This is a genomic window from Globicatella sp. HMSC072A10 (assembly GCF_001811625.1).
GTDB classification, from domain to species: domain Bacteria; phylum Bacillota; class Bacilli; order Lactobacillales; family Aerococcaceae; genus Globicatella; species Globicatella sanguinis.
Genome location: NZ_KV805633.1, coordinates 30,621 through 55,630, shown reverse-complemented (window position 1 = coordinate 55,630; position 25,010 = coordinate 30,621). Strand labels below are relative to the sequence as shown.

The 25,010-nt window shown below is 32.8% G+C and carries 19 protein-coding genes; 1 reads left to right on the top strand and 18 read right to left on the bottom strand.

The features are described 5' to 3' along the window. Positions 1 to 3 precede the first annotated feature (3 nt). The 13 genes from HMPREF2811_RS01835 to xylA all read right to left on the bottom strand — a co-directional run bounded on the left by HMPREF2811_RS01835 (position 4) and on the right by xylA (position 15,223). Complete coding sequence (locus HMPREF2811_RS01835) at positions 4 to 1,593, bottom strand: mannitol dehydrogenase family protein (RefSeq protein ID WP_071407856.1); 1,590 nt, start codon at positions 1,591 to 1,593, stop codon at positions 4 to 6. A gap of 21 nt (positions 1,594 to 1,614) precedes the next feature. Further along, on the bottom strand, positions 1,615 to 2,364 hold the full coding sequence (locus HMPREF2811_RS01830) for a Nif3-like dinuclear metal center hexameric protein (protein WP_071407855.1): 750 nt from the start codon (positions 2,362 to 2,364) through the stop codon (positions 1,615 to 1,617). A 4-nt stretch (positions 2,365 to 2,368) separates the two neighbouring features. Next, positions 2,369 to 2,734 carry a Lin0368 family putative glycerol transporter subunit gene (locus HMPREF2811_RS01825; protein WP_071407854.1) on the bottom strand — a complete coding sequence of 122 codons (366 nt, stop codon included), beginning with the start codon at positions 2,732 to 2,734 and terminating at the stop codon, positions 2,369 to 2,371. A gap of 1 nt (position 2,735) precedes the next feature. Then, positions 2,736 to 3,089 (bottom strand): Lin0368 family putative glycerol transporter subunit, encoded by a 354-nt coding sequence (locus HMPREF2811_RS01820; RefSeq protein ID WP_071407853.1) that lies wholly within the window; start codon positions 3,087 to 3,089, stop codon positions 2,736 to 2,738. 5 nt (positions 3,090 to 3,094) lie between these two features. After that, entirely contained in the window at positions 3,095 to 4,702 is a 1,608-nt protein-coding gene (locus HMPREF2811_RS01815; RefSeq protein ID WP_071407852.1) for a glycoside hydrolase family 43 protein, read from the bottom strand. A 12-nt stretch (positions 4,703 to 4,714) separates the two neighbouring features. Next, positions 4,715 to 6,658 carry an alpha-glucuronidase family glycosyl hydrolase gene (locus HMPREF2811_RS01810; RefSeq protein WP_071407851.1) on the bottom strand — a complete coding sequence of 648 codons (1,944 nt, stop codon included), beginning with the start codon at positions 6,656 to 6,658 and terminating at the stop codon, positions 4,715 to 4,717. Positions 6,659 to 6,679: 21 nt separating this feature from the next. Then, complete coding sequence (locus tag HMPREF2811_RS01805; RefSeq protein ID WP_071407850.1) at positions 6,680 to 7,654, bottom strand: endo-1,4-beta-xylanase; 975 nt, start codon at positions 7,652 to 7,654, stop codon at positions 6,680 to 6,682. 23 nt (positions 7,655 to 7,677) lie between these two features. After that, positions 7,678 to 9,681, bottom strand: a complete 2,004-nt coding sequence (locus HMPREF2811_RS01800) for a beta-galactosidase (RefSeq protein ID WP_071407849.1) — start codon at positions 9,679 to 9,681, stop codon at positions 7,678 to 7,680. A 1-nt stretch (position 9,682) separates the two neighbouring features. Further along, entirely contained in the window at positions 9,683 to 10,333 is a 651-nt protein-coding gene (locus HMPREF2811_RS01795) for a YesL family protein (RefSeq protein ID WP_071407848.1), read from the bottom strand. Between the two features lie 77 nt (positions 10,334 to 10,410). Then, on the bottom strand, positions 10,411 to 12,033 hold the full coding sequence (locus tag HMPREF2811_RS01790) for an ABC transporter substrate-binding protein (protein WP_071407847.1): 1,623 nt from the start codon (positions 12,031 to 12,033) through the stop codon (positions 10,411 to 10,413). Between the two features lie 65 nt (positions 12,034 to 12,098). Continuing rightward, positions 12,099 to 12,971: a carbohydrate ABC transporter permease gene (locus HMPREF2811_RS01785; protein WP_071407846.1), complete on the bottom strand. Its 873-nt coding sequence runs from the start codon at positions 12,969 to 12,971 to the stop codon at positions 12,099 to 12,101. 10 nt (positions 12,972 to 12,981) lie between these two features. Beyond that, complete coding sequence (locus tag HMPREF2811_RS01780) at positions 12,982 to 13,884, bottom strand: ABC transporter permease (RefSeq protein ID WP_071407845.1); 903 nt, start codon at positions 13,882 to 13,884, stop codon at positions 12,982 to 12,984. Positions 13,885 to 13,915: 31 nt separating this feature from the next. Further along, the gene (xylA, locus tag HMPREF2811_RS01775) at positions 13,916 to 15,223 is read right to left on the bottom strand and encodes a xylose isomerase (protein ID WP_071407844.1); all 1,308 of its coding nucleotides are present in this window, start codon (positions 15,221 to 15,223) and stop codon (positions 13,916 to 13,918) included. Between the two features lie 316 nt (positions 15,224 to 15,539). Between xylA and HMPREF2811_RS01770 the strand changes: the two genes are divergently transcribed. Continuing rightward, positions 15,540 to 17,234 carry a transcriptional regulator gene (locus HMPREF2811_RS01770; protein WP_071407843.1) on the top strand — a complete coding sequence of 565 codons (1,695 nt, stop codon included), beginning with the start codon at positions 15,540 to 15,542 and terminating at the stop codon, positions 17,232 to 17,234. A 138-nt stretch (positions 17,235 to 17,372) separates the two neighbouring features. Here the strand turns inward: HMPREF2811_RS01770 and HMPREF2811_RS01765 are convergent, their stop codons facing one another. The 5 genes from HMPREF2811_RS01765 to HMPREF2811_RS01745 form a co-directional block, all read right to left on the bottom strand. Further along, complete coding sequence (locus HMPREF2811_RS01765; RefSeq protein ID WP_071407842.1) at positions 17,373 to 19,739, bottom strand: phosphoketolase family protein; 2,367 nt, start codon at positions 19,737 to 19,739, stop codon at positions 17,373 to 17,375. 191 nt (positions 19,740 to 19,930) lie between these two features. After that, complete coding sequence (gene araA / locus HMPREF2811_RS01760) at positions 19,931 to 21,358, bottom strand: L-arabinose isomerase (RefSeq protein ID WP_071407841.1); 1,428 nt, start codon at positions 21,356 to 21,358, stop codon at positions 19,931 to 19,933. A gap of 16 nt (positions 21,359 to 21,374) precedes the next feature. After that, complete coding sequence (locus tag HMPREF2811_RS01755) at positions 21,375 to 22,070, bottom strand: L-ribulose-5-phosphate 4-epimerase (protein WP_066124883.1); 696 nt, start codon at positions 22,068 to 22,070, stop codon at positions 21,375 to 21,377. A 10-nt stretch (positions 22,071 to 22,080) separates the two neighbouring features. Next, complete coding sequence (locus HMPREF2811_RS01750; RefSeq protein ID WP_071407840.1) at positions 22,081 to 23,670, bottom strand: xylulokinase; 1,590 nt, start codon at positions 23,668 to 23,670, stop codon at positions 22,081 to 22,083. A gap of 114 nt (positions 23,671 to 23,784) precedes the next feature. Next, a complete protein-coding gene (locus tag HMPREF2811_RS01745) occupies positions 23,785 to 24,840 on the bottom strand; it encodes a GntR family transcriptional regulator (RefSeq protein ID WP_071407839.1) in 1,056 nt (351 codons plus the stop codon). Between the last annotated feature and the right edge of the window lie 170 nt (positions 24,841 to 25,010).

The window sequence follows — 25,010 nt, the reverse complement described above, 5'->3', positions numbered from 1 at the left end:
CTCTTATACTAAAAATTTTTTCAAGGTTCTTCTTACAGATCCTGTACCTTGATTCATTTCCATATAATACTGTTTAATCCTATTAGATAAACCTATTTGAACCAAATCAACGCCAAAGATTTCTTTCCTAGATAATAATCCATCAATTTTATTCAGATGTTCTTCAGAATCATAATCCTGATCACTAAAGATATTTTCAATTTCTTCTAATAACGGATCAGAACTTTGTTCAATTTTCTCTAGTTCATCATTCGTTCCCTGTAGGTATCTCAACCAACCAGCAATAACCAAGGGTATACCAACTAATTTCTCTAAATTTTTCTCTTGATTCAAGTATTTTTTTAAAGTTTCACCAAACCTTACACTCATTTTTTGAGATGTATCGGTGATTATTCTTTGGGGGGTATCTGGAATAAACTTATTTGGGAGCCGAACCATGATAACCTCATCTAGAAATGTTTTAGGATCAATAATGATTGGATCTTTAACTACAGGTAGACCTTCTTGATACCCAATTCTGTTAATTAATTTTAATAACTCTACATCTTTCATTTCATCTGCAATTGAATTATATCCTAATAAACATCCAAAGATAGCTAGACCTGTATGCAATGGGTTTAAACATGTAGTAACTTTCATTGTTTCAATTAAATGAACTGTTGATCTATCAGTAAAAATAATACCTACCTCTTGAAGTGGTGGTCTACCATTAGGAAATGAATCTTCAATTACTAAATATTCCGTTTCCTCCCCATTAACAAACGGTGCTACATATGTGTTTCGACTTGTTGTAATTGGTTGTATCTCTTCAAACCCATCATGTTCAAGATTCTGTGCAATTTGGGTTGAAGGTCTCGGTGTTATTTTATCAATCATTGTCCATGGAAAAGAAATGTAATTTTTATTATTTAAATATCTTAAAAATTCTGACTCAACTAAATTGTTTTCTACCCATTTTTTGGCATACATCATAATGGAATTTTCTAAAGTCTCTCCATTTCTAGACATATTATCCATGCTAACTATTGCTAATGGATATGGACCGCTTTTAAATCTTTTATATAATAAACTAACTAATTTTCCTAAATAGCTTTCAGTTCCATTTGGTCCTGATTCAAAATCATTTTTTACATTATGAAAATAATTTCCTGATGAATCAGACAATTTATAACCTTTTTCTGTGATTGTTAAGCTAATAAATTGCAAACTTGGATTTTCAAAATAATTTACTAATTTTATAAAATCATCTTCATCCCTTTTCATTTTTAAATATTCTGCTACACTAGCTAGAATATCTTTTTCAATTTCTCCGTTTGATTTCAAAGTCACGTTTATAGTTAAATTATCATACTTTTTTAGATAGTCTATAAGTTCATAGTCAAATCCCTCAGCTACTATAATCCCTCTATCCGTTAATCCTTTATTTAACATTTTTTGTTGAGCGTTTGCCAAAAAAGCTCTGAATATATTTCCCGCACCAAAGTGAATCCATTCTGGTGATTTTTTCGTATTATAAATCATTTTATCTATATCGAAGTTAGGATGTTTGTATATTGTATTTTGTTTTTTTACAAGTTCTTGAGTTAAAATCATTCTCTTCACCTCCACTAACATTTACAAATAAGTTACTTCTAACGTTGGAAATTTTTGTTTTAAATTATGCATAAACATTTGCATACCATATTTTTCACTTACCTCATGTCCAATAATAACTAAAGATTTTTTGTTAGAATTTAAAGTATTGTAATCCTTAATATAGTAAGGAATTTCCCATTCCGGACCTTCTCCATATATTATCAAATCAACATCTTGATTTTCTATTACAGGAATTAGATTATCTGAACTACCTCTGTAGCCGACAAGAACACAGACTTTTTTTATGATTTGATTATCTTCTCCAAAATGTTTTATGGTTGAAACCTCTAAGAATTCTTTAACTTTTTCAACATATTCTTTTAAATATGTCGGTGAAATTTCACTAATGGTATAATACGAGCTTTGCGTAATTACTCTGTCAGCTAAATCTAATTGTTTTACAAGTCCTTCAGTGATGGTGTCTGGCAATATCCTATGAACCATGTCATGATGTCGGTAAATAGTTAAATTATGTTTTTTAATATAGTCCTGTTTTTCTTGTGCTAATTTGCTATTTTCTAAAAATTTTTTATTATCATGTGAGTAGTAAATTCCCTCATGCGAAATAATAAAATTTGCACCTATTTGTAAGGATTTTTTTAATATATCCATAGTTGCTAAAAAAGTAACCACTACTTTTTGACACTCTTGATCAATATTTCCTTCAACTAAACCATCCACATCTGTCTGTTTAAATAAATCTGTCTCTAAAATCTCTAGAATTTTCATATTTTTACCTCATAAAGTGTAATATTATTCCAGCTAACGTACCGCCAACTATTGCTTGTATTAATAAAGACCAGTTGATTAATTTAAAAATATTCAGATTTTGATTTTGATTTTTCAATTGAAAAATTGATTTTATCATGACTCCTATCCCAGCTGCTAAAGCCATATCAATCCAAATTGGTCCACTTTGGACTATCATATGTGAATCAATACCGTGATTTAGTAACCAAAATAGGCCAATTAAGGAAAAAGATGTGAAATAACCATTATAAATAGCATTATCTTTAATAAATTCATTAAAAAATCTATTAATGATGAAGGAGTACATCATGGCACCTAAAAATGTTATAATCATTTCTTTTCCGGACATATTAATTCATCTCTTCTCTTTCTGATGTATATGCCATAATTCCGCCTATACATCCACCTAATAAGACAACTATAAAAGTAGGAAATGATTTATATACTCCATCCACACCCGTTTGTAAAAAATCTCGAACAATACCTGCAGTGGCAATGCCTAATGCCATATCAATAAAACTTAATTTTTCTTCATTCATAATCAGTTTCATATTATGATTAATATTCCAAAATAGTCCTATAATAACACCACTAGCTAGCATTCCTCCAATTAATCCTAATTCATCGTACATAGGTCCCCAAATACTCATTACAAACAACCCTGATAATAAAAATCCCAAAACATTAAAAATATTATGCTTCATATCTGTCACTCTTCAACATATGAAAAATAGTCGAAATCTGCATGCAATTTTTGACCAGTTAAATCTACAGCATGAACACCAACGAATGCTCCGGTAAAGAATCCGCCTGATTCAACATAATCATCTGAAAGTTTAATACTTTCAAATTGAATCTCTATTTTATTCCAATTTATTCCATCAAATGAGTATGAATAGTTATAACTCAATCCATCTACATCAACAGCTAAATACACACCAGAAAGTGAAGTAGGAATCTCTATCTCTTTTCCTTCAAGTTCGTTCTTTAATTTAAATTGATCACATGAAAGAATATCTAATATGCGTCCTTTTTCTTCATTCATTGTCACATGAATGGATGTCCAGTTTTTTATTGAATAATAATTAACTAATCCCGCAAATTGTTGGTATGTTTTAGGTGAAAACTCTACATATGTTTCTGCTCTGAACTTTAAACTTTGCCATCTTCTTGCTACCATTGATTGCTGAAATAGGTTATGTGGTGAACCACCACCATATAATCTTAAATAACCAGGTCGTTCTGTTAATGAACCCATTTCCTCATTAAAAGGTATTCTTAACGTATTAAAATGGATATTTAAGGTGGAATCTTCAAAATCGTCTTTTTCTAAATAATTGTCTTTCCATTTAACCTCTTTAATTTTAGGTCCATTAATCTCTAGAGAAGGATAGTTTCCTCCTTCAACATATGGCCAATCATTTTCCCAATATAATCTTTGAATTGCAGTTTCTCTACCTAATGGGCAATATCCTCTAAATTCTGAAACTCTCGTACTCGCCTTATTAATGGGTCTTCCTGTTAAATGAACTAAAAACCATTCATCCGTATGAGTCTTAACAATGGAAGCATGGCCAGCTTTTTGAAGAGGATTAAATGGATGCAAAGCTGAAGATATCAATGGATTATTTGGATGAACTTCATAAGGCCCATCTATTGTTTCACTTCTAGCAATTGTCGCTGCATGTTCGTATTTAGTTCCCCCTTCAGCTGTTAAAAGATAATAATATCCATTAATTTTATATAAATGAGGTGCCTCAGTTAATCCCCACTCTGTCCCTTTAAAAATTATCTTAGAATCCCCAATTAATTTTTGCTTTTTATGATCATATTCTTGTAAAGAAATTCCATAGAATCGATGATTGTATGAGCGGTAATCCCAAACCATATTTACTAAATATTTTTTCCCATCCTCATCATGGAATAAAGAAGGATCAAAACCTGAGCTATTTAAATAAATGGGATCACTCCATTCACCATCAATAGTGTCACAAGTAATTAAATAATTATTTACATCTTTGAAGACATCTCCTTCAACAACTTTTACATCAGAATAAATCAACCAAAATTTTCCATCACTGTAACTCAGTGCTGGAGCCCAAACACCACCAGAATCACTGTTTCCACGCATATTTATCTGGCTCTCTCTTTCGACTGGATGTTTGATTAACTGCCAATTTTTTAAGTCTTTAGAATGATGAATTTGAACTCCTGGAAACCACTCAAATGTAGATGTTGCTATATAATAGTCTTCCCCTACTCTACAAATACTAGGATCAGGATTAAAGCCTTTTAAAATTGGATTAATGATTTTCATATTTTTCTCCTTTTATAAATATATTTTTCGTCCATTCTCATCTTTTATCCCTGATTTTCTATAAAAATAAGTATTAATTTGATCTCTCCATTCAATACTTAGCCTGTATTGTTCATTTAATCTGTCCAAAATATTTTCAAAATCGACGTGATCAACTACATCTTTAAAGTTTTTCCATTGTTCGATATATTTCTTTACTCTTTCTACACCTTCGAAATGATTATCATAAATATCTTGAATTAATGTTTTTCCATCTTGTAACACATGGGTATATGGAACGTGGTGGAACCATAGTAATAAGTCATCTGGGCATGTTTCTAAAGAATTATAATAATCACATATTTCATCTGAATATTGCTCAACATATCCTGTTCCAGTTTTTGATCTATCGACACCAACACCATTTCTATCGGCAAAATGGTATGTCCCCCATCGATCAAATTCGTACCCATCTATATCCGGCCCATAATGATGATTAGGTCTGCACATGAAGCCAACACCATTTGGGGCATTATACAATTGGTAAGTTTCTCGAGATGTATTCAAAATCTCTTCTAATATTTCCGAATACTCGTCAGTTATACTAAATGTTAATTTTACCCATTCTTTAGATATTTCTTCTGTTGTCAGACTATTATTCCAAGCTAAGCGTCCATACGCATATAGATTTATTTGCATCAACTTATGCCCAGTCCAATTATTATCCGTTCCTACTACACCTACTGCACAAATTCCTGAATGTTCGCTAACAGGTGAATTTTCTTTTATCATGTCTTTTACGAAACTTCCTACTCCGTTGTGTTGCGTATCGAAATCTAAAGCTTCTTTCCAAACGGGTACTTGATAATATATTGCTTTTTGTTGCCCTGTATACTCTTGTGTTAATTGAAATTCAATAATATGATTCGTTTTTTTCAAAGCTCCAAATAAAGGTGAAACAGGCTCTTTCACCTGAAAATCAAGTGGTCCCAATTTAATTTGCAAGATGACATTATTGTTAAATTTTCCATCGTATGGCATAAAATGATCATAAGCAGCTCTTGCTCTGTCAGTACTTCTATCTCTCCAATCTTGTGTACTATTATAGACAAAGCAACGCCAGATACATAATCCTCCGTGTTCTTCTAATAGTCTACCAAACATATTTGCACCATCTACATGTGATCTATTATAAGTAAATGGACCAGGTTCTCCTTCAGAATCTGCCTTTACTACAAATCCACCAAAATTTGGAATATAACGATATAATCTATCAATTGTTTCTTTCCAAAAATGTATCACATTTTCATCTAAAGGATCTGAAGTATCTAAATTTCCCACTCGCTTGGGTGAAGCAAAATTAATTGAAAGGAACATTTTTATACCAAATCTATTAAAAATTTGATTTAAAATAACTAATTCAGGTAAAAATTTTTCTGTTATTAACTCAGTCTCTATCTTATGAACATTTACATTATTGATTGAAAGTGCGTTAATACCAACCGATGCTAATAATCTTGCATACTCTTCTACCAATGTAAAACCTCTTCTAAAAGAGTTATCTTTAAAGAATATTGACTCACCCGCATAGCCTCGTTCTATTGTTCCATCCATATTATCCCAATGGTTAATCATTCGAATGGATTGGTCTGGGATATATTTTGTTTCTTTTTCAAATGGTATGTTTAAAATTGATATTTCATATACTTTATATAAACCATATAATAAACCTTTCGATGAATTTGCTATTATAAATATATTATCCTCATGTTCCCTCAAACAGAATCCTTCTTCACCTAAATCAATACTAGTGTCAATCTTAAAAATTATACATTGTTTGTCTTGAGTAGGATTCTTTTTGCAGTTATCGAAAAGATATTCAATTTCTCTTTCAATTTGTTTTGTAATCTCATCCACAATCTCTAAATAATAACCTTTAAATTTTGAAACTTTCTTATTTAGCCATGCTTTATCCATTATTCTACCTCCAATAATGATTTAAAAATTCATAATGCGATGATAAGACTCTTTTGGTTGTGCTTTTTCGTCAAAAACTGTCGGCCAATTTTTCCTACCAAAGACCGGAAAATTATCCAACCAAGTGTAATCATCTGTTACTGCCCAAAATGTTACTGCGTCAATGACATCTTGATACTCACGAAACAGTTCAAAAATTTTTTCATAGCGGTCAGCTTGTAAAGTGGATAATCTTTTATCTAACTGTTTTAAGTCTGTACGACGATCAGTGTAGGCATAAACTGACATATCCAACTCTGTAACTTGGAGACGTACATCTAATGAAGCATATAATTCAATCGTTCTTCGTATTTCATCAATCGAGGGGCCATATAAATTCCAATGCCCCTGCATCCCAATCCCATGGATAGGAGCTCCTTTTTTTTTTAAACTTTTAACTAGTTGATATATTTTTTCACGTTTCATTGGATCAGTCTCATTGTAATCGTTATAATATAGTTGTGCATCTGGCTGAATTTCGTGAGCTAAAACAAAGGCGTCGTAGATAAAATTTTCACCTAACACTTCTAACCATGGACTAGCTCGTAATAATTTTCCTGATTTATCTTCAACTGCTTCATTCACCACATCCCAAGCATAGACTGAACTTGCAAAATGATTCATAATGGCTTTAAAATATTCTTTCATTCTATCTTGAAGTACTTCTTTTGTAACTAATTTATTACCGTTTTTAAATAACCAGTCGGGATTCTGATTATGCCATACTAAAGTATGTCCACGTAAACGCATCGAATACTTATTAACATATTCGACAACCTTATCCGGAAAACTAAATTGATAAATACCTTCTTCTGGAAGAATCCTTTCAATTTTCATTTCATTTTCTAATGTAATCGAATTATAATGTCGATGAATAAAATCATAATTTTTTGATAAAGACTCCTCATTTACCGAACACCCAATATCAAAATATCCTTTGTATTTATCCTTTAACATTTTATCCTCCTTATAATTTATGATTATTCCTTAATAATTACCAAATCAGAAGCTTTAATTTTCAGCACATCTCCTTTTTTAAAAGTCCTACCTGATAAAATATCTACACCTGTCCATAAACTGACGATCTCTGTTTCATATTGGTTATGATTCATCACAAAGACCCAACTATTTTCTTCGAAATATCTAATCGAAACTTCTACGTTTTTTGGTGTCTCAATATGAGAAATATTACATTCCTTAAGTACCATAGTCATTGTTGCGTCCCATGTAAAGTCATCTAATACACTGCCGACATACCAACAAAAACCATCTTGATATTTATTTTTTGTAACTACGGGAGTATTTTTATAGAAATTATCACCATAGTAATAAATTGGCATTGCTCCATCTAGCTGAATAATGTCAAATATCATAGAACATTGACCAATATCTTGATTATCGTTTGTAATTATTCGATTCACTATATCAAGTTCTTGAGAATCCGTTTCATCAATTCTTATTCCTGCTAAATTTTTAAATATTCCAGGCTTAATATCCATATAAGCATTATCATATTCATCGACAATTCCAGAAAGGCACGTCAAAACTAAATTTCCTCCAGACTCAACATATTTTTCAAATTTTTCTTGATACGTTTGAGGAACCATATGCAAATATGGTGCGATAATTAATTCATATTTTGAAAAATTATCATCTTTACTAATAACATCAATCGATATATTTCTTTCGAAAAATTGATTGTATATTTTTACCATCTCTTGTTGATAATCAAGGTATCGTGTGGGTCCATCAGACATTTCAACAGCCCACCAACTATCCCAATCAAATATAATAGCTACTTTTGAATCTTTGTTAGATTTTAGAAATGTCGGTTCAAATTTTTCAAGTTCATGCCCTAATTTAACGACTTCTTTAAAGGTTCTTGTATCATTTCTTCCAGAATGATCTATAATGGCGCCATGATACTTCTCAGACTGGTTGCGATTCTGCCTCATTTGGAAAAATAAAACCGTATTTGAACCATGTGCTAAAGCTTGATAAGACCACAATCGCATTACCCCAGGTGGTTTAACAGGGTTTGATCCTCTACAGGCTGTCATGGAAGGTGTTTGCTCCATTAACCAAAACTGTTTCCCTCCATTTATACCACGCATCAGGTCATGAGTTAAAGCCATTCGTGATTGGGATTGCATATTAGGTGGATAATTGTCCCAAGAAACAATATCCATTTCTTTTCCCCACTTAAAATAATCTAAAGGTTTATACATCCCCATTAAATTCGTTGTAACAGGTATATGAGGGGTAATTTCCTTAATTATTTCTTTTTCCATTAAAAAATTGTTTAAAAGACTATCAGAATTAAATCGCATATAATCCAATGTCAGTGACTGATAAGCAGTAATATTAGGATTATCACCATAGTGCTCTGAAAGAGCATTAGGAAAAACGATATCATCCCAACTATAATAATTATGAGACCAAAAATCAGTATTCCACTTTTCATTTAACAGTTCTATACTTTGATATTTCTTTTTTAACCATAATCTAAATTCAATTAAACTTTCTTCACTATAATCAAATCCCCCATATTCATTATTTATATGCCAAGCAACAATATTTTCATAATCTTTGTAACGATCAGCTATTTTTCTTACCAAGATTTTAGCATAATGTTGATAATTTTTACTATTTGGGTTTGAATTATGACGTTGCCCAAAAGTATGTTTTCTTCCTAGAAAATCAACCCGAGTAACATCTGGATATTTTCTTGCTAACCATGCTGGATGAGCTGCGGTAGCTGTGGCAAGGATAACATTTTTATTTTCATTTTTTAATCTTTTCATTATTCTATCTAGCATACTAAAGTCATAGGTATATTCATCAGATTGTAGTCTTCCCCACATAAATACTCCTACTGTAACTGTGTCAATATTTGCTTCTTCAAACAATACCATATCGTCATTCCAAACTGATTCTGGCCATTGTTGTGGATTGTAATCTCCACCAAAAAAAATTTTTCCCATGTTACTTCTCCTTTATAAATTTATTTTGAATATCAAAAATAATATTTTTATTTATATAAAAGATAAAAACAAAAATCAAAAAAACAACTAAGAACATCATCGTATCTGGAATTTTAACAATCATATATAACATTATAAAAAGTAATAGAACAGTGCTTATAGTATTTCTAATAAAAGAAAATAAATAATATATTATTAACCTAAAGATATCTAACATCCTAAAAGAAAAATGGACATCAATCATTAAAAAATAAATGTAAAATAATAATGAAATAAATGTCAAAACAACAAATAAATTTGACACATAATAAATATTCATCTGACTATAGTAATTAATATTGAATAGAAATAAACATACAAGTAACAAGTATATCAAGGATACAATAAATCCTCTTAAAAAAAATTTTTTTACTGCATTAAAAAAATCGATTAATTCAGTATCATCAGACATTTTATAGTAGTATTTTTTTAAGCCATAGATTACAGGTCCTAAAAAAGCAAAGATAAGTATTTTCAATATTTCAAAGGGTATTATTATAGAACAGAAAACTACAGGTAAACTAAAAAGAAAACTAATAAGAATTGGCCAAATATTTTTAAAAATAAAATTACTAACTTTATTAATTTTATTTTGCTCCCAATTTCCATTCACTTTTATTCACCTCTCTTTCTTCTACAAAATAAGCCGTCTTCCCACCCGAAGACGGCTTACTATCAATCAGTTAATTATTATTCAACATTCTTTGCATTTTGATAAGCAGTATTAACCATTTCCATATATTGATCTAAACCTAAACCTTTCAGTTCCTCAATAAACATTTCATAGTCTTCCAACGAACGATTTCCTAATATAAATTGTAGTGTTGCTTGGTCAGTAGCATCTTTTAATGGTGTCGCCAATAATGTAAATTGTTCTCTTACCGATTCTTCTAACGGCCATGCTGGAGCAATATCAGGAAGCGTTTTATTTTCATTCATTAATTTTTGAAATTCAATCTCTTCTTCTACCATTACCGATTGAATTAACTCAGCTTTACCACCATATGTAAATACACCATTGGAGAATCCATAGTCAGCATTCAGTTGTTCTTCTCCTTTAGGATTTAATCCAGCCCAGTCTACATTTTCTGATAAAGTGCGTTTGCCATTTTCATCCTTATTATAAGTTACACCTTCTACACCCCAACGTGCGAATTCTTGCCCTTCATCTGAGTAATATAACCAATCTACAAATTGTAATAGCGCAACAAAATTTGGTGATTCAACTGCTTTAGCGGAAATCATAATCCCATTTTCTAAGCGAGTTCCTCCAACCTGATCACCATAAGGAGATGATGGATTCATAATTTTTTTTATTTCATAATTTCCTTCACCTACCGTTGCATCTAATGCACTACGGTATTCAAACAGATTTTGTGAGTTGGTCGAAATAGCAAAACTCTTTTCATTAGCTAGTTTTTGAATAGCTTGATCATCTTCTTGTGTAAATGATTCCGGATCAATTAACCCATCTTTCATCATACTTGAAAGTACTTGTAGCATATCACGGTAGTTTTGAGTTGTCGGTGCGTATTCAAATTTATCCTCTTCTTTATTAAATACCACACCTTGACCAAATCCCCATCCGGCCACTGTCTCATAAGAGCTAGCCATATAATTTAATAAAGAATTACCTTTAAATCTATCAGATAAAGGATATGAATCAGGGTAAGCTTCTTTAATTTTAGTTAATGTTTGGTGTACTTCTTCCCATGTTTTTGGTTCTTCCAAACCTAATTCTTCTAAAATATCTGTTCTTAATGCCAAAGTATAGTCATGCTTAATTGACTCATGTAAGCCCGGTAAAATATAAAATTTCCCATCTAATTGTCTAAGTGCATCAATTTCTTCTTGTAATCCCCACTCTTCAATACGTTTGGTAAAATGAGGCAAATAATCTAAATAATCACTAATCGGTAAAATCGCTCCAGAACTAACAAAAGGTGTTTCCATTCCCGCATAAGTATTACCAATAATCATCGGTGCATCTCCAGCACTTATCAATAAACTACGTCGTTGTTCATAATCAGACATTGGAGCAATAGTTAAATCTAATTTTACATTGGTCATTTCCTCTAACTTAGTGAAGAAAAGCCATTCTGTATTTAATGGATAATTTGGATGGTCTCGATAAAGAAAAGAAAATGTAACGGGTTCAGTCGCTTTAAATTGATCTTCTGCCGTATAATTTTCCATAGCACCTGTCATCGATAACTCTTGTGCATTTATACCAGCATTGGACGTTAAAAACATTGAACTAGCAATCATTATCGAGCTAGCACTTACTAATACTTTTTTAAATATTTTTTTCATAAAAATCCTCCTAAATTTTTTTACAAATGAGATCAATCTTATTCTTAAATATACTCCTTTCTTCTTTATTGTTTTACTGATCCCAACATAATTCCACTAACAAAATATTTCTGTACAAAAGGATAAATTGTAACAATTGGAAGAATAGTTAGTACCATAGTTACAGATTTAATATTAGCATTAATCTGAGAAAGACTATCCGCATTGGACGCACCAGCATCCATCGCACCAGTTGCTCCTTTAATAAGATTTCTAAGGTATAACGTCACGGGAAACAATTCCTTTTTATCAAAATATAAAAATGCAGAGAACCAAGAATTCCAATATGATACCGCATAAAATAAGACCATAGTCGCAATAATAGGTTTACTCAACGGAAGAATTATATTCCAAAGAATTCTAAATTGACCTAAACCATCAATTGAGGCAGCTTCTTCTAACTCCTTGGGAATTCCTTCAAAGAAAGATTTCATTATAAGCATATTATATATACTTATTGCTCCGGGAAGTACAACGGCCCACATTGTATTCATTAATCCTAACTCACGTATTAATACATAATTTGGTACGAGACCTCCTCCAAAGAACATAGTGAAAACTGCAATTCCAATAAGAATTCCTCTAAATCTCAAATTAGGTTTTGATAAACCATATGCCAGTAAAGTCGTTAGAACCAGAGAGATAAAGGTTCCTACTACTGTATAAACAACTGTATTTTTATAGTTTAGCCAAAACCATTTATCGGAAATAATTAATTTATATGTCGTTAAATTAAATCCTTTAGGAAAAATACCCACCTGTCCTGAATTTATATACCCTTCTGAGCTAAAGGATTTTGCAACAATATTTAATACTGGATACAATGTTAAAAACACAATCAAAAGTAAAAGTATATTATTAAAGTATTTAAAAATCTTATATTGTTTACTTTCTTTCATTTTTTTCCTCCTACCATAAACTACGTTTTACTAGTTTTCTAGATAAGGCATTAGAACTTAAAACTAAAGTCAAGCCAATTAATGACTCAAAAAGTCCAATAGCTGTTGCATAACTGAAATTATTAGATTGTAAACCAACGCGATATAAATAAGTAGAGATAACATCACCTGTTGAATAAGTAAGCGGATTATAAATTAATAATATTTTTTCAAATCCAACTGCCATAAAACTTCCGACATTTAATATAAATACAGTTACAATGGTAGGCAGAATTCCAGGTAGAGTAACATATAAGGTTTGTTTCCATCTGTTAGCTCCATCCATTTTTGCTGCTTCATATAAACTTTCATCAATATTAGTTAAGGCAGCTAAATATAGGATTGCGCCGTACCCCGTTCTTTGCCAAATCTCAGAACCTACATAAATTGTTCTAAACCATTTTGGATCTTGAATAAAATTAATGCGTTGCCCTGTAATAAGCTCTACAAAATTATTGACTGAACCGTTTGTTGCTAATAATTCTAATAAAATACCTGCTACTATTACCGTCGAAAGAAAATGTGGTAAATATGAGGCTGTTTGAATAAATTTTTTGAATTTTTTACTAGCAACTTCATTCAACATTAAAGCGAAAATAATTGGTAGTGGAAATGTGAAAATTAGAGTTATTATACCTAACGTTAAAGTATTTTTAAAAACTCTCCAAAATGTCGCGTCTTTAATAAACATTTTTATATAGTGAGTACCTACCCACTCTTCTCCGAAAATACTCCCTCCTGGGACAAATTTTCTAAACGCTATCACATTCCCAAACATTGGCAAATATCTGAATACAATTAAGAAAATAAATGGTACTATAAGCATCGTATATATTGGCCAGTCTCTTTTTAGTTCTTTTTTTAAATTTGACATTTTTCCATCACTCCACTCCTTTACAGCTAAATTAGAACAATAAATCGTTTAAACGAGACTTCACAACTTCTAAATGACTTGATTCTAAATGAATATCTTGATTTTCTAAAGCATAAGCGGTTAAGCTTTCTAAATCTTCTGCTCCATCTACAATGCGTTTACCAATTCCTTCAGTATAACTTGCATAGCGGTTTTCACGTAATTCATCTAAGTAACGTGTTTCTTTTAATTTCGCTGCCGCTTTTAAGCCACGTGCATAGGTATCCATTCCGGCAATATGCGCTAATAATAAGTCTTCCATTTTATGTGATGATCGTCTTACTTTCGCATCAAAGTTAATACCACCCGGTGCAATACCACCATTTTCTAGGATCTCATACATGGTAAAGGCCGTATCATACACATTTGTTGGGAATTCATCTGTATCCCAGCCTAATAATAAATCACCTTGGTTGGCATCAATTGATCCTAATGCTTGATAATTACGTGCAACATTTAATTCATGTTCAAAAGTATGACCTGCTAATGTCGCGTGGTTAGCTTCTAAGTTTAATTTGAAGTCTCCTTCTAAACCATATTTTTGAATAAAGGCCATAGTAGTTGCTGCATCAAAGTCATATTGATGTTTTGATGGTTCTTTTGGTTTTGGTTCAATTAAGAATTGTGGTTTATGACCAATTTTTTCGCCATAAGCAATCGCCATTTTGAATAAACGCGCAATATTATCTTGTTCTAATGCCATATCAGTATTTAATAATGACTCGTAGCCTTCACGACCACCCCAGAATACATAGTTTTCGCCACCTAATTTTTTACTGATGTCTAAGCCTTTTTTCACTTGGGCTGCCGCATAAGCAAATACATCTGCATTATTAGATGATGCTGCACCATTGTTATAGCGTGGATGAGAGAACATATTAGCGGTATTCCATAATAATTTAATACCTGTTTCATCCATTTTCTCTTTAATTAAATCGGTAATTTCATCTAAATTTTGGAAGAATTCTTCTAATGAATCACCTTCTGGTGCAATGTCCACATCGTGGAAACAGAAATATTCTACCCCTAATTTTGTTAAGATTTCAAAGAAAGCCTCTACACGATTACGCGCTGTATCCATTGGTGTTTCACCAAACCAAGTACGTTCATTAACCGGGTTACCAAATGGATCGCTACCGTCTTGGGTCATGGTATGCCAATAAGCAACCGCAAAACGTAAGTGCTCTTTCATTGTTTTACCTAAAACCACTTCTTCTGGGTTATAGTGACGGAAAGCAAATAAATTATTGGTTTCTTTGCCTTCGTATTTAATTTGACTAATCTCTGGGAAATAACTCATTTTTCATTCTCCTCTTCTTTTTAGGTTTGTTTGTCCAATAAACTAACTAAATAAATTGTAACGTTTTCAAATGTTATTGTCAATACTTTTTATAAATTATTTTTTATTCTTAATATAAACATCATTAAAAATAAATGTGTTGTTATTCATCTTTTTTTAATATCTGATGCATTTTCAACTTAATACGACTATTATCGGTTCTTTTTGAATAGCTTTTTTGACGTTTACAAAAATTAAATTTATTTTTGTAAAAATGAACCTGTTTCGTCATCTTTAAATGCTATAATCTGTTCAAAACGAACAGGTGGTGTATAATATGAAAATTAATCTTTTAATTATTTGTAGCGATTCAACCATTATCACTAAAATTCAACAAGTCATGCATGATTTTCCTGAAATTAACTATCTAATAAAGAATTTGAGTTATCAAAATTTAAAAAACTTTTTAATAAGTACACGCGATCAATTTGATGCCCTTCTAGTTCACGGTATTTTTAACCAACCGATTGCTGAGGAAACCGGCTTACCAACCTATTATTTACGCGAAAATACAACGGATATCTTAAGGACTATAAAGTTAGGTCAACATAATTTGCATCAAACGATTATTTATACCACTGATTCTCTTTATAAAGAAACTAAACAAGTTGTTGACTCCCTCGATGTCACAATACCCATCATTGCGATTCATTCGTGGGATCATTTGACGGATGAATTAAATAAATTATCCGAGAAAGAATATTTTACACTGATTACTGATTCCTATTTATATCCAATTACTCGCTTAACTGCTTATGAAACTTTAACTTATCTGATCTCTAGCGAAACCATCAATCGTCTAATAAAACATATCATTGAAGTCATGTTACCTATTAAAAAAATAAAATTTTATAATTCACTGTTAAAGTATTTACTTACTAAGAATCAAATTGACTATTTAATTTATGATGATCAACAACAATTATTATTCGAACACGAAACATTACATTTTAAATTACCTATTTCTCCTTCCATATTAGATTTAACCAATCAAAATTATGAAACAGAGGAAGATAAATTTGTTTTTGAAAATGAAATTTACCATCTTTATTCTAAAAAGAAAAAGCAAAATATTGTTGAACTCGTAGATCCTGCAGTAACGCTTCATTCTCTAACAAAACTTAATGACTTATTGCCAAATAACTACCTTCGACCTGTGTTAAATAAATATTTAGATAATATAAAGTTTAGTAAAATTGCTTCGAACTATTCCTCATTCTTTGTCTATGGTAATGTGAATACCTTAAAAAGCTTGATGGGGATAGTAATCAGTCAACACAATAATTTAACCATTCAGAATTATTATCTAGTTGATTGCCGTCGACTTGATTCAAACTGGTGGATCCTCGCTCCAATTTTGCTATCACAATACAATTCTCGTTATATTTTTCAACATACTGAGTTTCTGTCCGAATTTGACCAAGATAAATTAATACAAGTTGTCAATAATAACTTACAAAATGAACTTTCGTATTGTGTTTACCTTTATGAAACTGAGGAGTCAAATACCGTTGTACGAAATTCAATTTATTATCAATCTTTTCCCATACGAATGCTCAATCTAAATGAGTATGTTGATTTTGAGGTAATGATCCGCTTGATGACGCATCATTATTGTCTGATAATGGATAAAACCATCTTTCATTATGATCAGCCTGCACTTGAACTGCTTGAATCTTATCATTGGCACTTAAATTTTGCTCAGCTTGAAGCAGTCATTAAATGGATTGTTGCTTCAAATGAAGAAATTCGTGTGACCACAAATCGCGTAAAAGAAAGTCTCAAAATTGTCCAAATGAATCAATTTAAAAAATCGTTTCTCAAGGATGCAACAGTGACCAACAATCTTAAACTAGATGAATACATTCAAGAAATTATTCAAACAAAATTAAAAGAATTTGGCAATAATAAAGAAAAAACTTTACAAGCATTAAACATCAGTCGTAGTCGGTTAAATCGCTATTTGAAATAAATTAATCCATCATTGGCAAGGGGGATTGACAAATATTCATTAAATCATCCAATTCGACATTGAGCCAAATAAACAAGCCCCTTAGGTAAACAATTATTACCTAAAGGGCGTATGCATGATACAGAATAAATTAAAGCCTTATTTGGTTAATGATTCCCATTTCCAATCTAAAACTTCCGGAATATCACTTCCATGTTCACGGATATAATCTGTATGATAGGCAACAGTATCTAACATTTTTTCTTTAAACGCTCCTGCCGCATCACCATAAACAGCCTCAGCTGCATCTTTTGCTAAATGGAAACGATCGAGTTCTGATAATACACGCATATCAAATGGTGTGGTAATATCCCCATTTTCACGGTAACCGTGGATTGAAATATGATGATTTTGACGTTTAAAGAACATATCGCGAATCATACCTTCATAACCATGGAAAGCAAAGATAATCGGCTTATCAGTGGTAAATAGATTATTGAACTCATCGTCAGTCAATCCTCTAGCATCAACATCTGGATGTCGTAATTTTAATATATCGACTATATTTATAAAGCGAATCTTCATTTCAGGGAACGCTTTGTTCAATATTGATATTGCTGCGAGTGCTTCTAAATTTGGCTCCGTACCGGCCGCTGCAATGACTACATCTGGAGTTTCCCCATTATCTGTAGATGCCCAATCAATTACTTTATAGCCTTTTTCTACCAATTCTTGCGCTTCATCAGCTGAGTAGAATTGCGGACGTGGATGTTTTGAAGAAACAATTAAATTAATTTTATCTTCGTCTTGCAAAGCTTTATCCATTACAGCTAATAAACTATTGGTATCCGCTGGTAAATATTCACGAATAAATTCAGGTGTTTTTTCAGCTAAATGTGTCAATAAACCTGGATCTTGGTGTGTATAACCATTATGATCTTGTTGAAATACTGTCGATGTCGCAATCAAGTTTAATGATGGATAATTTTTACGCCATGGTGCATGTGTTTTAGACTTACGTAACCATTTAAAATGTTGGGTAATCATTGAATCGACTACTCGTAAGAATGATTCATATGAAGCAAAGAATCCATGACGTCCAGTTAAGACATAACCTTCTAAGAATCCTTCTGCTTGGTGTTCGGATAATTGTGAGTCAATGACACGACCAACTGGTGAAATCCATTCATCATATTCTTTATTCACACGTCCTAACCATTGGCGGTTTGTCGCATCAAATACATGTTGTAGACGATTAGATTTTGTTTCATCTGGTCCAAAGATACGGAAGTTTTTTGGATTTTCTTTTATTAAATCAGCCGCATATTTACCTAACTCAATCATATCTTGTGCGATTATTTCACCAGGTTGTCGTATGTCTAACGCATGTTGTCTCCAATCGGCTGTGTTCATCTTTTCAACGATTCCTGCATTCGTTACAGGATTCATTGACATTCTACGATGGCCTTTCGGTGAAAGAGCACGAATTTCTGCTTTAATATATCCTTTTTCATCGAATAATTCTTCAGGCTTATAAGATTCTAACCATTCCACCAAATATGGAGCAGTCGTCATATCTTTACCTGTAACTGGAATTGGAACTTGATGGGCTCTAAAACCTCCTTCAATTGGTTCACCATTCCATTCTTTTGGCCCCGTCCATCCTTTAGGGATTCTTACAATAAGTACTGGCCATTTTGCTTGCGTTGCTACTTCCGCTGGTTGTTTTCTTGCTTCTGTTTGAATATTTTTAATTAATTCAATTGCTTCATCTAATTTTTTGGCCATTTGCGGATGAACCACTTCAGGATCTGTTCCACCTACAAAAATAGGGGTCCAGCCCAATCCATTGAACATATCCATTAATTCTTCATTAGTTTTACGTTCTAAAATAGTTGGATTATGAATTTTTCCACCATTTAAATATAAAATGGGTAAAACAGCACCGTCATTCACAGGGTTGATAAATGTATTTGAGAACCATCCAGCTGCTAGTGGTCCTGTCTCAGCTTCCCCATCTCCAACCACTGTTGCTGCAATTAAATTTGGATTATCTAAAATCGCACCGGTAGCATGAGAAAGCGAATAACCTAATTCTCCCCCTTCATGAATTGACCCTGGCGTTTCTGGCGCAGCATGTGAAGCAATTCCTCCAGGAAAAGAGAAAATTTTACATAATTGTTTTAAGCCAGCTTCATCTGGTGTGATTTCTGGATATAGTTCTGAATACGATCCATCAATAAATGAATTTGAAACCATCACCTGTCCACCGTGTCCAGGTCCTTCAATATAGAACATATCTAAATCATACTTGTTAATTACACGATTCAAATGAGCATAAATAAAATTTTGACCTGAAATAGTCCCCCAGTGTCCAATTGGCGTTAATTTTACATCTTCACTTGATAACTCTTTACGTAATAAAGGATTATCTTTTAAATACATCTGTGCCACAGAGATATAGTTCGCTGCTCTCCACCATTTATCTACTTTTTCCAAGTAGCTTTTATCATCATAATTAGTCATTGTTGACTCCTCTCAATAAGTACTGCGTAAATCTTTAGTTAGTTTGTACTACAAACTAACTTATGAGTATATTGTAGAATAACAATAAATTTATGTCAATAGTTATATAAAAAATTCACAAAGAATAGGATAAATAATAGGCTATTTCTCCAAACGGATACAAATAGCCTGCCTAATTAATAATTAAAACCCTATCTTATCACCACATACTCCAAGCCAACTAACTTAGCCCATGCTACTAATTGATCTGTTGTTAAAGTTAATGAAACAACGGTATGGTGGCCTCCACCTGCTTCAATCCAAGCGTGTACACCTTCCTTAAAGCTTGGTAATACTTCCCACATCACACGTGCGACTGGTAATTTAGGTGCCGGTTCTTCCGGTGTAAAGGCTTTAACTTCATTGATTAATAATTTATAGTGTGTCCCAAAATCGGCAATTGAAGCTACAACCCCATTACCAGCTTTGCCGTCAAATACAAGTCTGGCCGGATCTTCTTTCCCACCAATGCCAAGCGGTGCGACTAATATTTTTGGCTTGTTGACTGCTAAGCTTGGATCGACTTCTAGCATATGAGATTGTAAAATAGCTTCCTTCCCTTCGGCTAATTCATAGGTATAATCTTCCATGAAGCCTGTAGCTGTATTGTGAGACATTACTTTCATGAAACGATCTAAAGCGGCAGTTTTCCAATCGCCTTCTCCCGCAAAACCATACCCTTGAGCCATTAAGCGTTGAACCGCTAAGCCTGGTAATTGTTCCATTCCCCATAGATCTTCAAAATTACTAGTAAATGCTGTATAACCACCTTCATCTAAGAAACGTTTTAAGGCAATTTCATAACGCGCTTGGGTCTTAACATGTTTTTCCCAGACCTCTTTTTCGTAATCAGCATAATCAAAATCATAGAGCTTTTCATATTCAGCAAATAATTGATCGACTTCTTCATCAGTCACCTTCTCCACCACGGCAACCAAATCACCGATTCCATAATAATCGACAGTCCAGCCTAATTGAATTTGGGCTTCCACTTTATCTCCTTCAGTTACCCCAACATTACGCATGTTATCACCAAAACGAGCCACTTTTAAATTAAAACTTTCACCATAAGCTACTGCTAAATCCATCCAACGGGCAATTTTTTGTTGAACCTCTGTATTTTTCCAATATCCGACTACGATTTCATTATTTTTTTGCAAACGAGCATTAATAAAACCATACTCGCGATCGCCATGGGCTGATTGATTGAGGTTCATAAAATCCATGTCAATAGTAGACCATGGAATTGATTCATTAAATTGAGTTGCTAAATGTAATAATGGTTTTTGTAATAATTTAGTTCCACGAATCCACATTTTTGCTGGTGAGAAAGTATGCATCCAAGTAATGACACCAGCTACTTCATCACGATAATTAATTTCTTTCATTAATTTTGTAATGACATCAGCAGACACTGCTAATTCTTCTTGAAAAACCACAGGATAAGGTAAATTACCTTCTTTATTTAAGTGATCAACAATAGTACGGGCATCTTTTCTTACCTCTTCTAATGCCTCTGGTCCATATAAGTGTTGTGACCCTACTACTAACCAAAACTGTTTATTTGATACTTCTAACATCTACATCCCTCTTTCATTATTTTTGCCCATAGTAGGCATCTTTTCCATGCTTTCTTTGATAATGTTTTTCCAATATATAGTTCGGTAATTCTGGGGCATCAGAATTCAATTGCATTGTATAAAAGTTCATTTTACAAACTTCCTCTAAAACAACCGCATGCATCACAGCATCTTTGGCATCTTTGCCCCATGTAAAAGGTCCATGCCCTTTTAATAAGATACCGGGGACTGCCAAGGGTTGAATCTTACGTTCAGTAAGTGTCTCAACAATCACTTCACCTGTATTGGCTTCATAACCTGCTTCGACTTCTTCTGAGGTTAAATAACGAGCACAAGGGACTGTTCCATAAAAAGTATCCGCATGAGTGGTACCAAAGCATGAGACATCTTTTCCTGCTTGTGACCAAACGACAGCCCAAGGTGAATGTGTATGCACAACTCCTCCGATATCTGGATAATGACGATACAAGGCCGCATGTGTCAACATATCAGAAGAAGGTCGATTTGTTCCTTCAACGATATTTCCATCAAAATCACAAACAACCATATCCTCTGGTGTCATCACATCATAATCTACTCCTGAAGGCTTAATGACAAATAATTTTTGCTCATGGTCGGCTTGACTAACATTCCCCCATGTATATTTAATTAAGCCTCTTTTTGGTAATTCTAAATTCTCTTCATAAACGATTCTTTTTAATTCTTCTAACATTTGATTCTCCTCAAGATTTAAAATAACTAATGGCTGCTTTTTCGATTGGTAATCCTAATTTATAACTTGATAAATAGGCTTTTGCGTTCTTGACTTCTTCTCCTTCAGGCTGAACGGTAACATTTTCTATTTCCTTAAAGACAATTGTTTCTAAATACTCATTTAAAGCTAAATCAGCATGGTTTAAATAATCGGCTAATAACGCCATTCCCCAGGCACCACCTTCATTTGAAGTTGTTGTAACCGTGACGGGAATATTTAAAATATTAGCTAAAATAGTTTGCGCCACTTTAGGGGTAGTAAAGATACCACCATGACCTAGTAATTGATCAATCTCGATTTGTTCATTTTGGGTTAATAATTCCATCCCAATGGCCAGTGTACTAAAAGCTGATAGTATTTGAGATTTAAATAAATTCGCTAAGTTAAATTGACTGTTAGGTTGACGGACCAGTAATGGTCGACCTTCTTCAATTTGGATAATATTTTCTCCTGAGAACAGTCCATAGTTTAATAATTGACCACAGTTTGGGTCACCTTCTAATGCTTGATTAAATAATAGTGTATACGTTTGATCAAGAGATAATGGACTCCCCGCCTTTTGAGCAAACTCATAGAAGAGATTTACCCAAGCATTAATATCCGAGGTACAGTTATTAGCATGTACCATTGCCACATCATCTCCGCTTGGAGTGGTAACCATATCAATCTCAGGATATATATGACTCAAGGGTTGTGCGAGTACAATCATAGCAAAAATAGAAGTACCTGCTGAAACATTACCTGTTTTCGGACTCACACTATTGGTCGCAACCATGCCGGTTCCTGCATCACCTTCCGGAGGGCATAGACGACTTCCTGGCTCTAAATCACCCTCTGGATCCAGCAACAAAGCGCCCGCTTGTGTTAGTTGCCCTGCATCTTGACCCGCAATGAGTACTTCAGGCAATACCATTTCAATCTGCCATGGAAATACTTTGCTCTCAATCAATTTATCAAACTGCATCAATTTTTCTTTATCATACTGTTGAGTTGTCGAATCAATTGGAAACATCCCAGAAGCATCTCCTACTCCTAGTACTTTTCTATCTGAAAGCAACCAGTGGATGTATCCGGCTAAAGTCGTCATAAAATCTAATTCATAAAGATGGGGTTCTGAATCCAAAACTGCTTGATACAAATGAGCGATGCTCCAACGTTCCGGTATATTAAAATGAAATTCATCCGTTAATAATTTGGCAGCTTCTGTTGTATTATTATTGCGCCAAGTTCTAAACGGTACTAACAGATTTCCTTCAGCATCGAAAGGTAAATAACCATGCATCATCGCGCTAATGCCGATTTGTCCAATCTTCGTTAAGGTTACTCCATATTGATCTTTTACTGCTGCTTTTAAATGGGTAAAGCAAGTTTGTAGTCCTTCAATGATGGTATCTTGACTATACGTCCAAAAACCATCTACTAATTGGTTTTCCCATTGATAAGAACTATCGGCTAGTAATTTTTGTTGGTCATCGATTAAGATTGCTTTAATTCTAGTAGAACCGAATTCAATTCCTAAACTTGTATGTCCGATCAATAATTTTTCTTTTATTTCCATTTAATCACCTCTTAAACACAATGTATCCCCTTACAATATAAATTATAAATATTTTGTACGTACATGTCAATGGTGATTTTTATTTGTTTGTACAAAAAAGAGATAACATCACTGTTATCTCTCAACTAATTCACCTACAAATATTTCCGTCTCAATGACTTTATTTTTTTCAATTGATTCGATCATTTTATTAGCCGCTATTCGTCCTAATTCATCTTTTATATGTTGGACACTACTAAAACCGCCTACCACTGAAAGGATGGAATTATCGTGACTGGATAATTGTAGTTTACTTCCTAAAATAGGGCTCTTTGATGCTACTAATTGTTGTAATTTTAAAGCCACCTTATCATTATAGCAAACAAAAGTTCGAGTCGTCGTTTCATCATTTAAGATTTGGTTGGCAATATTAGCCAATGCTGTATCGAGTGTTTCAGTTGTATAAGTATGAATGGCCTCTTTACTAAAACTAACGCCTTCTTCTTCAAAAGCTTTAATAAATCCTTTCATTCTTAATTTTCCTTGTAAATCATCAATCTTAGTAATTAAACCAATATTCGTGATTCCTTGTTTAAGCCAAAATTCAGTTGCTTTTTGAGCAGCTTTTCTATCATCCATCGCAATATACGGTAAATCGAGTGTTTCATAATGAGCATTAATAAATAATATGGGGATACCCAGTTCTTTAAATTTGGAATAGTAAGCAATATTAGGATTGAACAAATTACTCTTTGTTGGTTCGACAATTAAGCCAGCTACTTCCTCATCCAACATACGTTTTAGACAAATTTCTTCTTGGACAATATCATTATCGGTACTTGCTAAAACAAGGCTGTAATTATTTTGTCGTAGTACCTCTTCAATCCCTCTAATAATATTTGGGAAGATATAATCAGACAGATAGGTAGTGATGACACCAATTTTTCGTGTTGGATTGTTATTAGTCGACTCAATCAAACGATTCTTTACGTAGGTTCCCGATCCTTTTTCCGAGCGTAAATAACCTTCATTGATTAAAATTGAGAGTGCTTGTCTGATTGTATGTCGGCTAACATCAAATTGTTCCTGTAATTTAGCTTCGGTGGGAATCACATTGCCGACAGCATAAGTTCCCTTTATTATTTCTTCTCTTAAAATTTCAGCTATTTGCTGGTATTTTGGTAAATTCATCGCTTAATCTCTCCATCTACAATTTGTACGTACATATATTTTAACGGATTATCAATTAAAATACAATAAAAAAAACGTGAGTGGACCAGAAGTAGAAAGTGAAATAACTTTCGCTTCGTCTGTCCACCCCGGCACAGTTGAGTAGGTCTCAAACAAGTCTTTAAGACGCA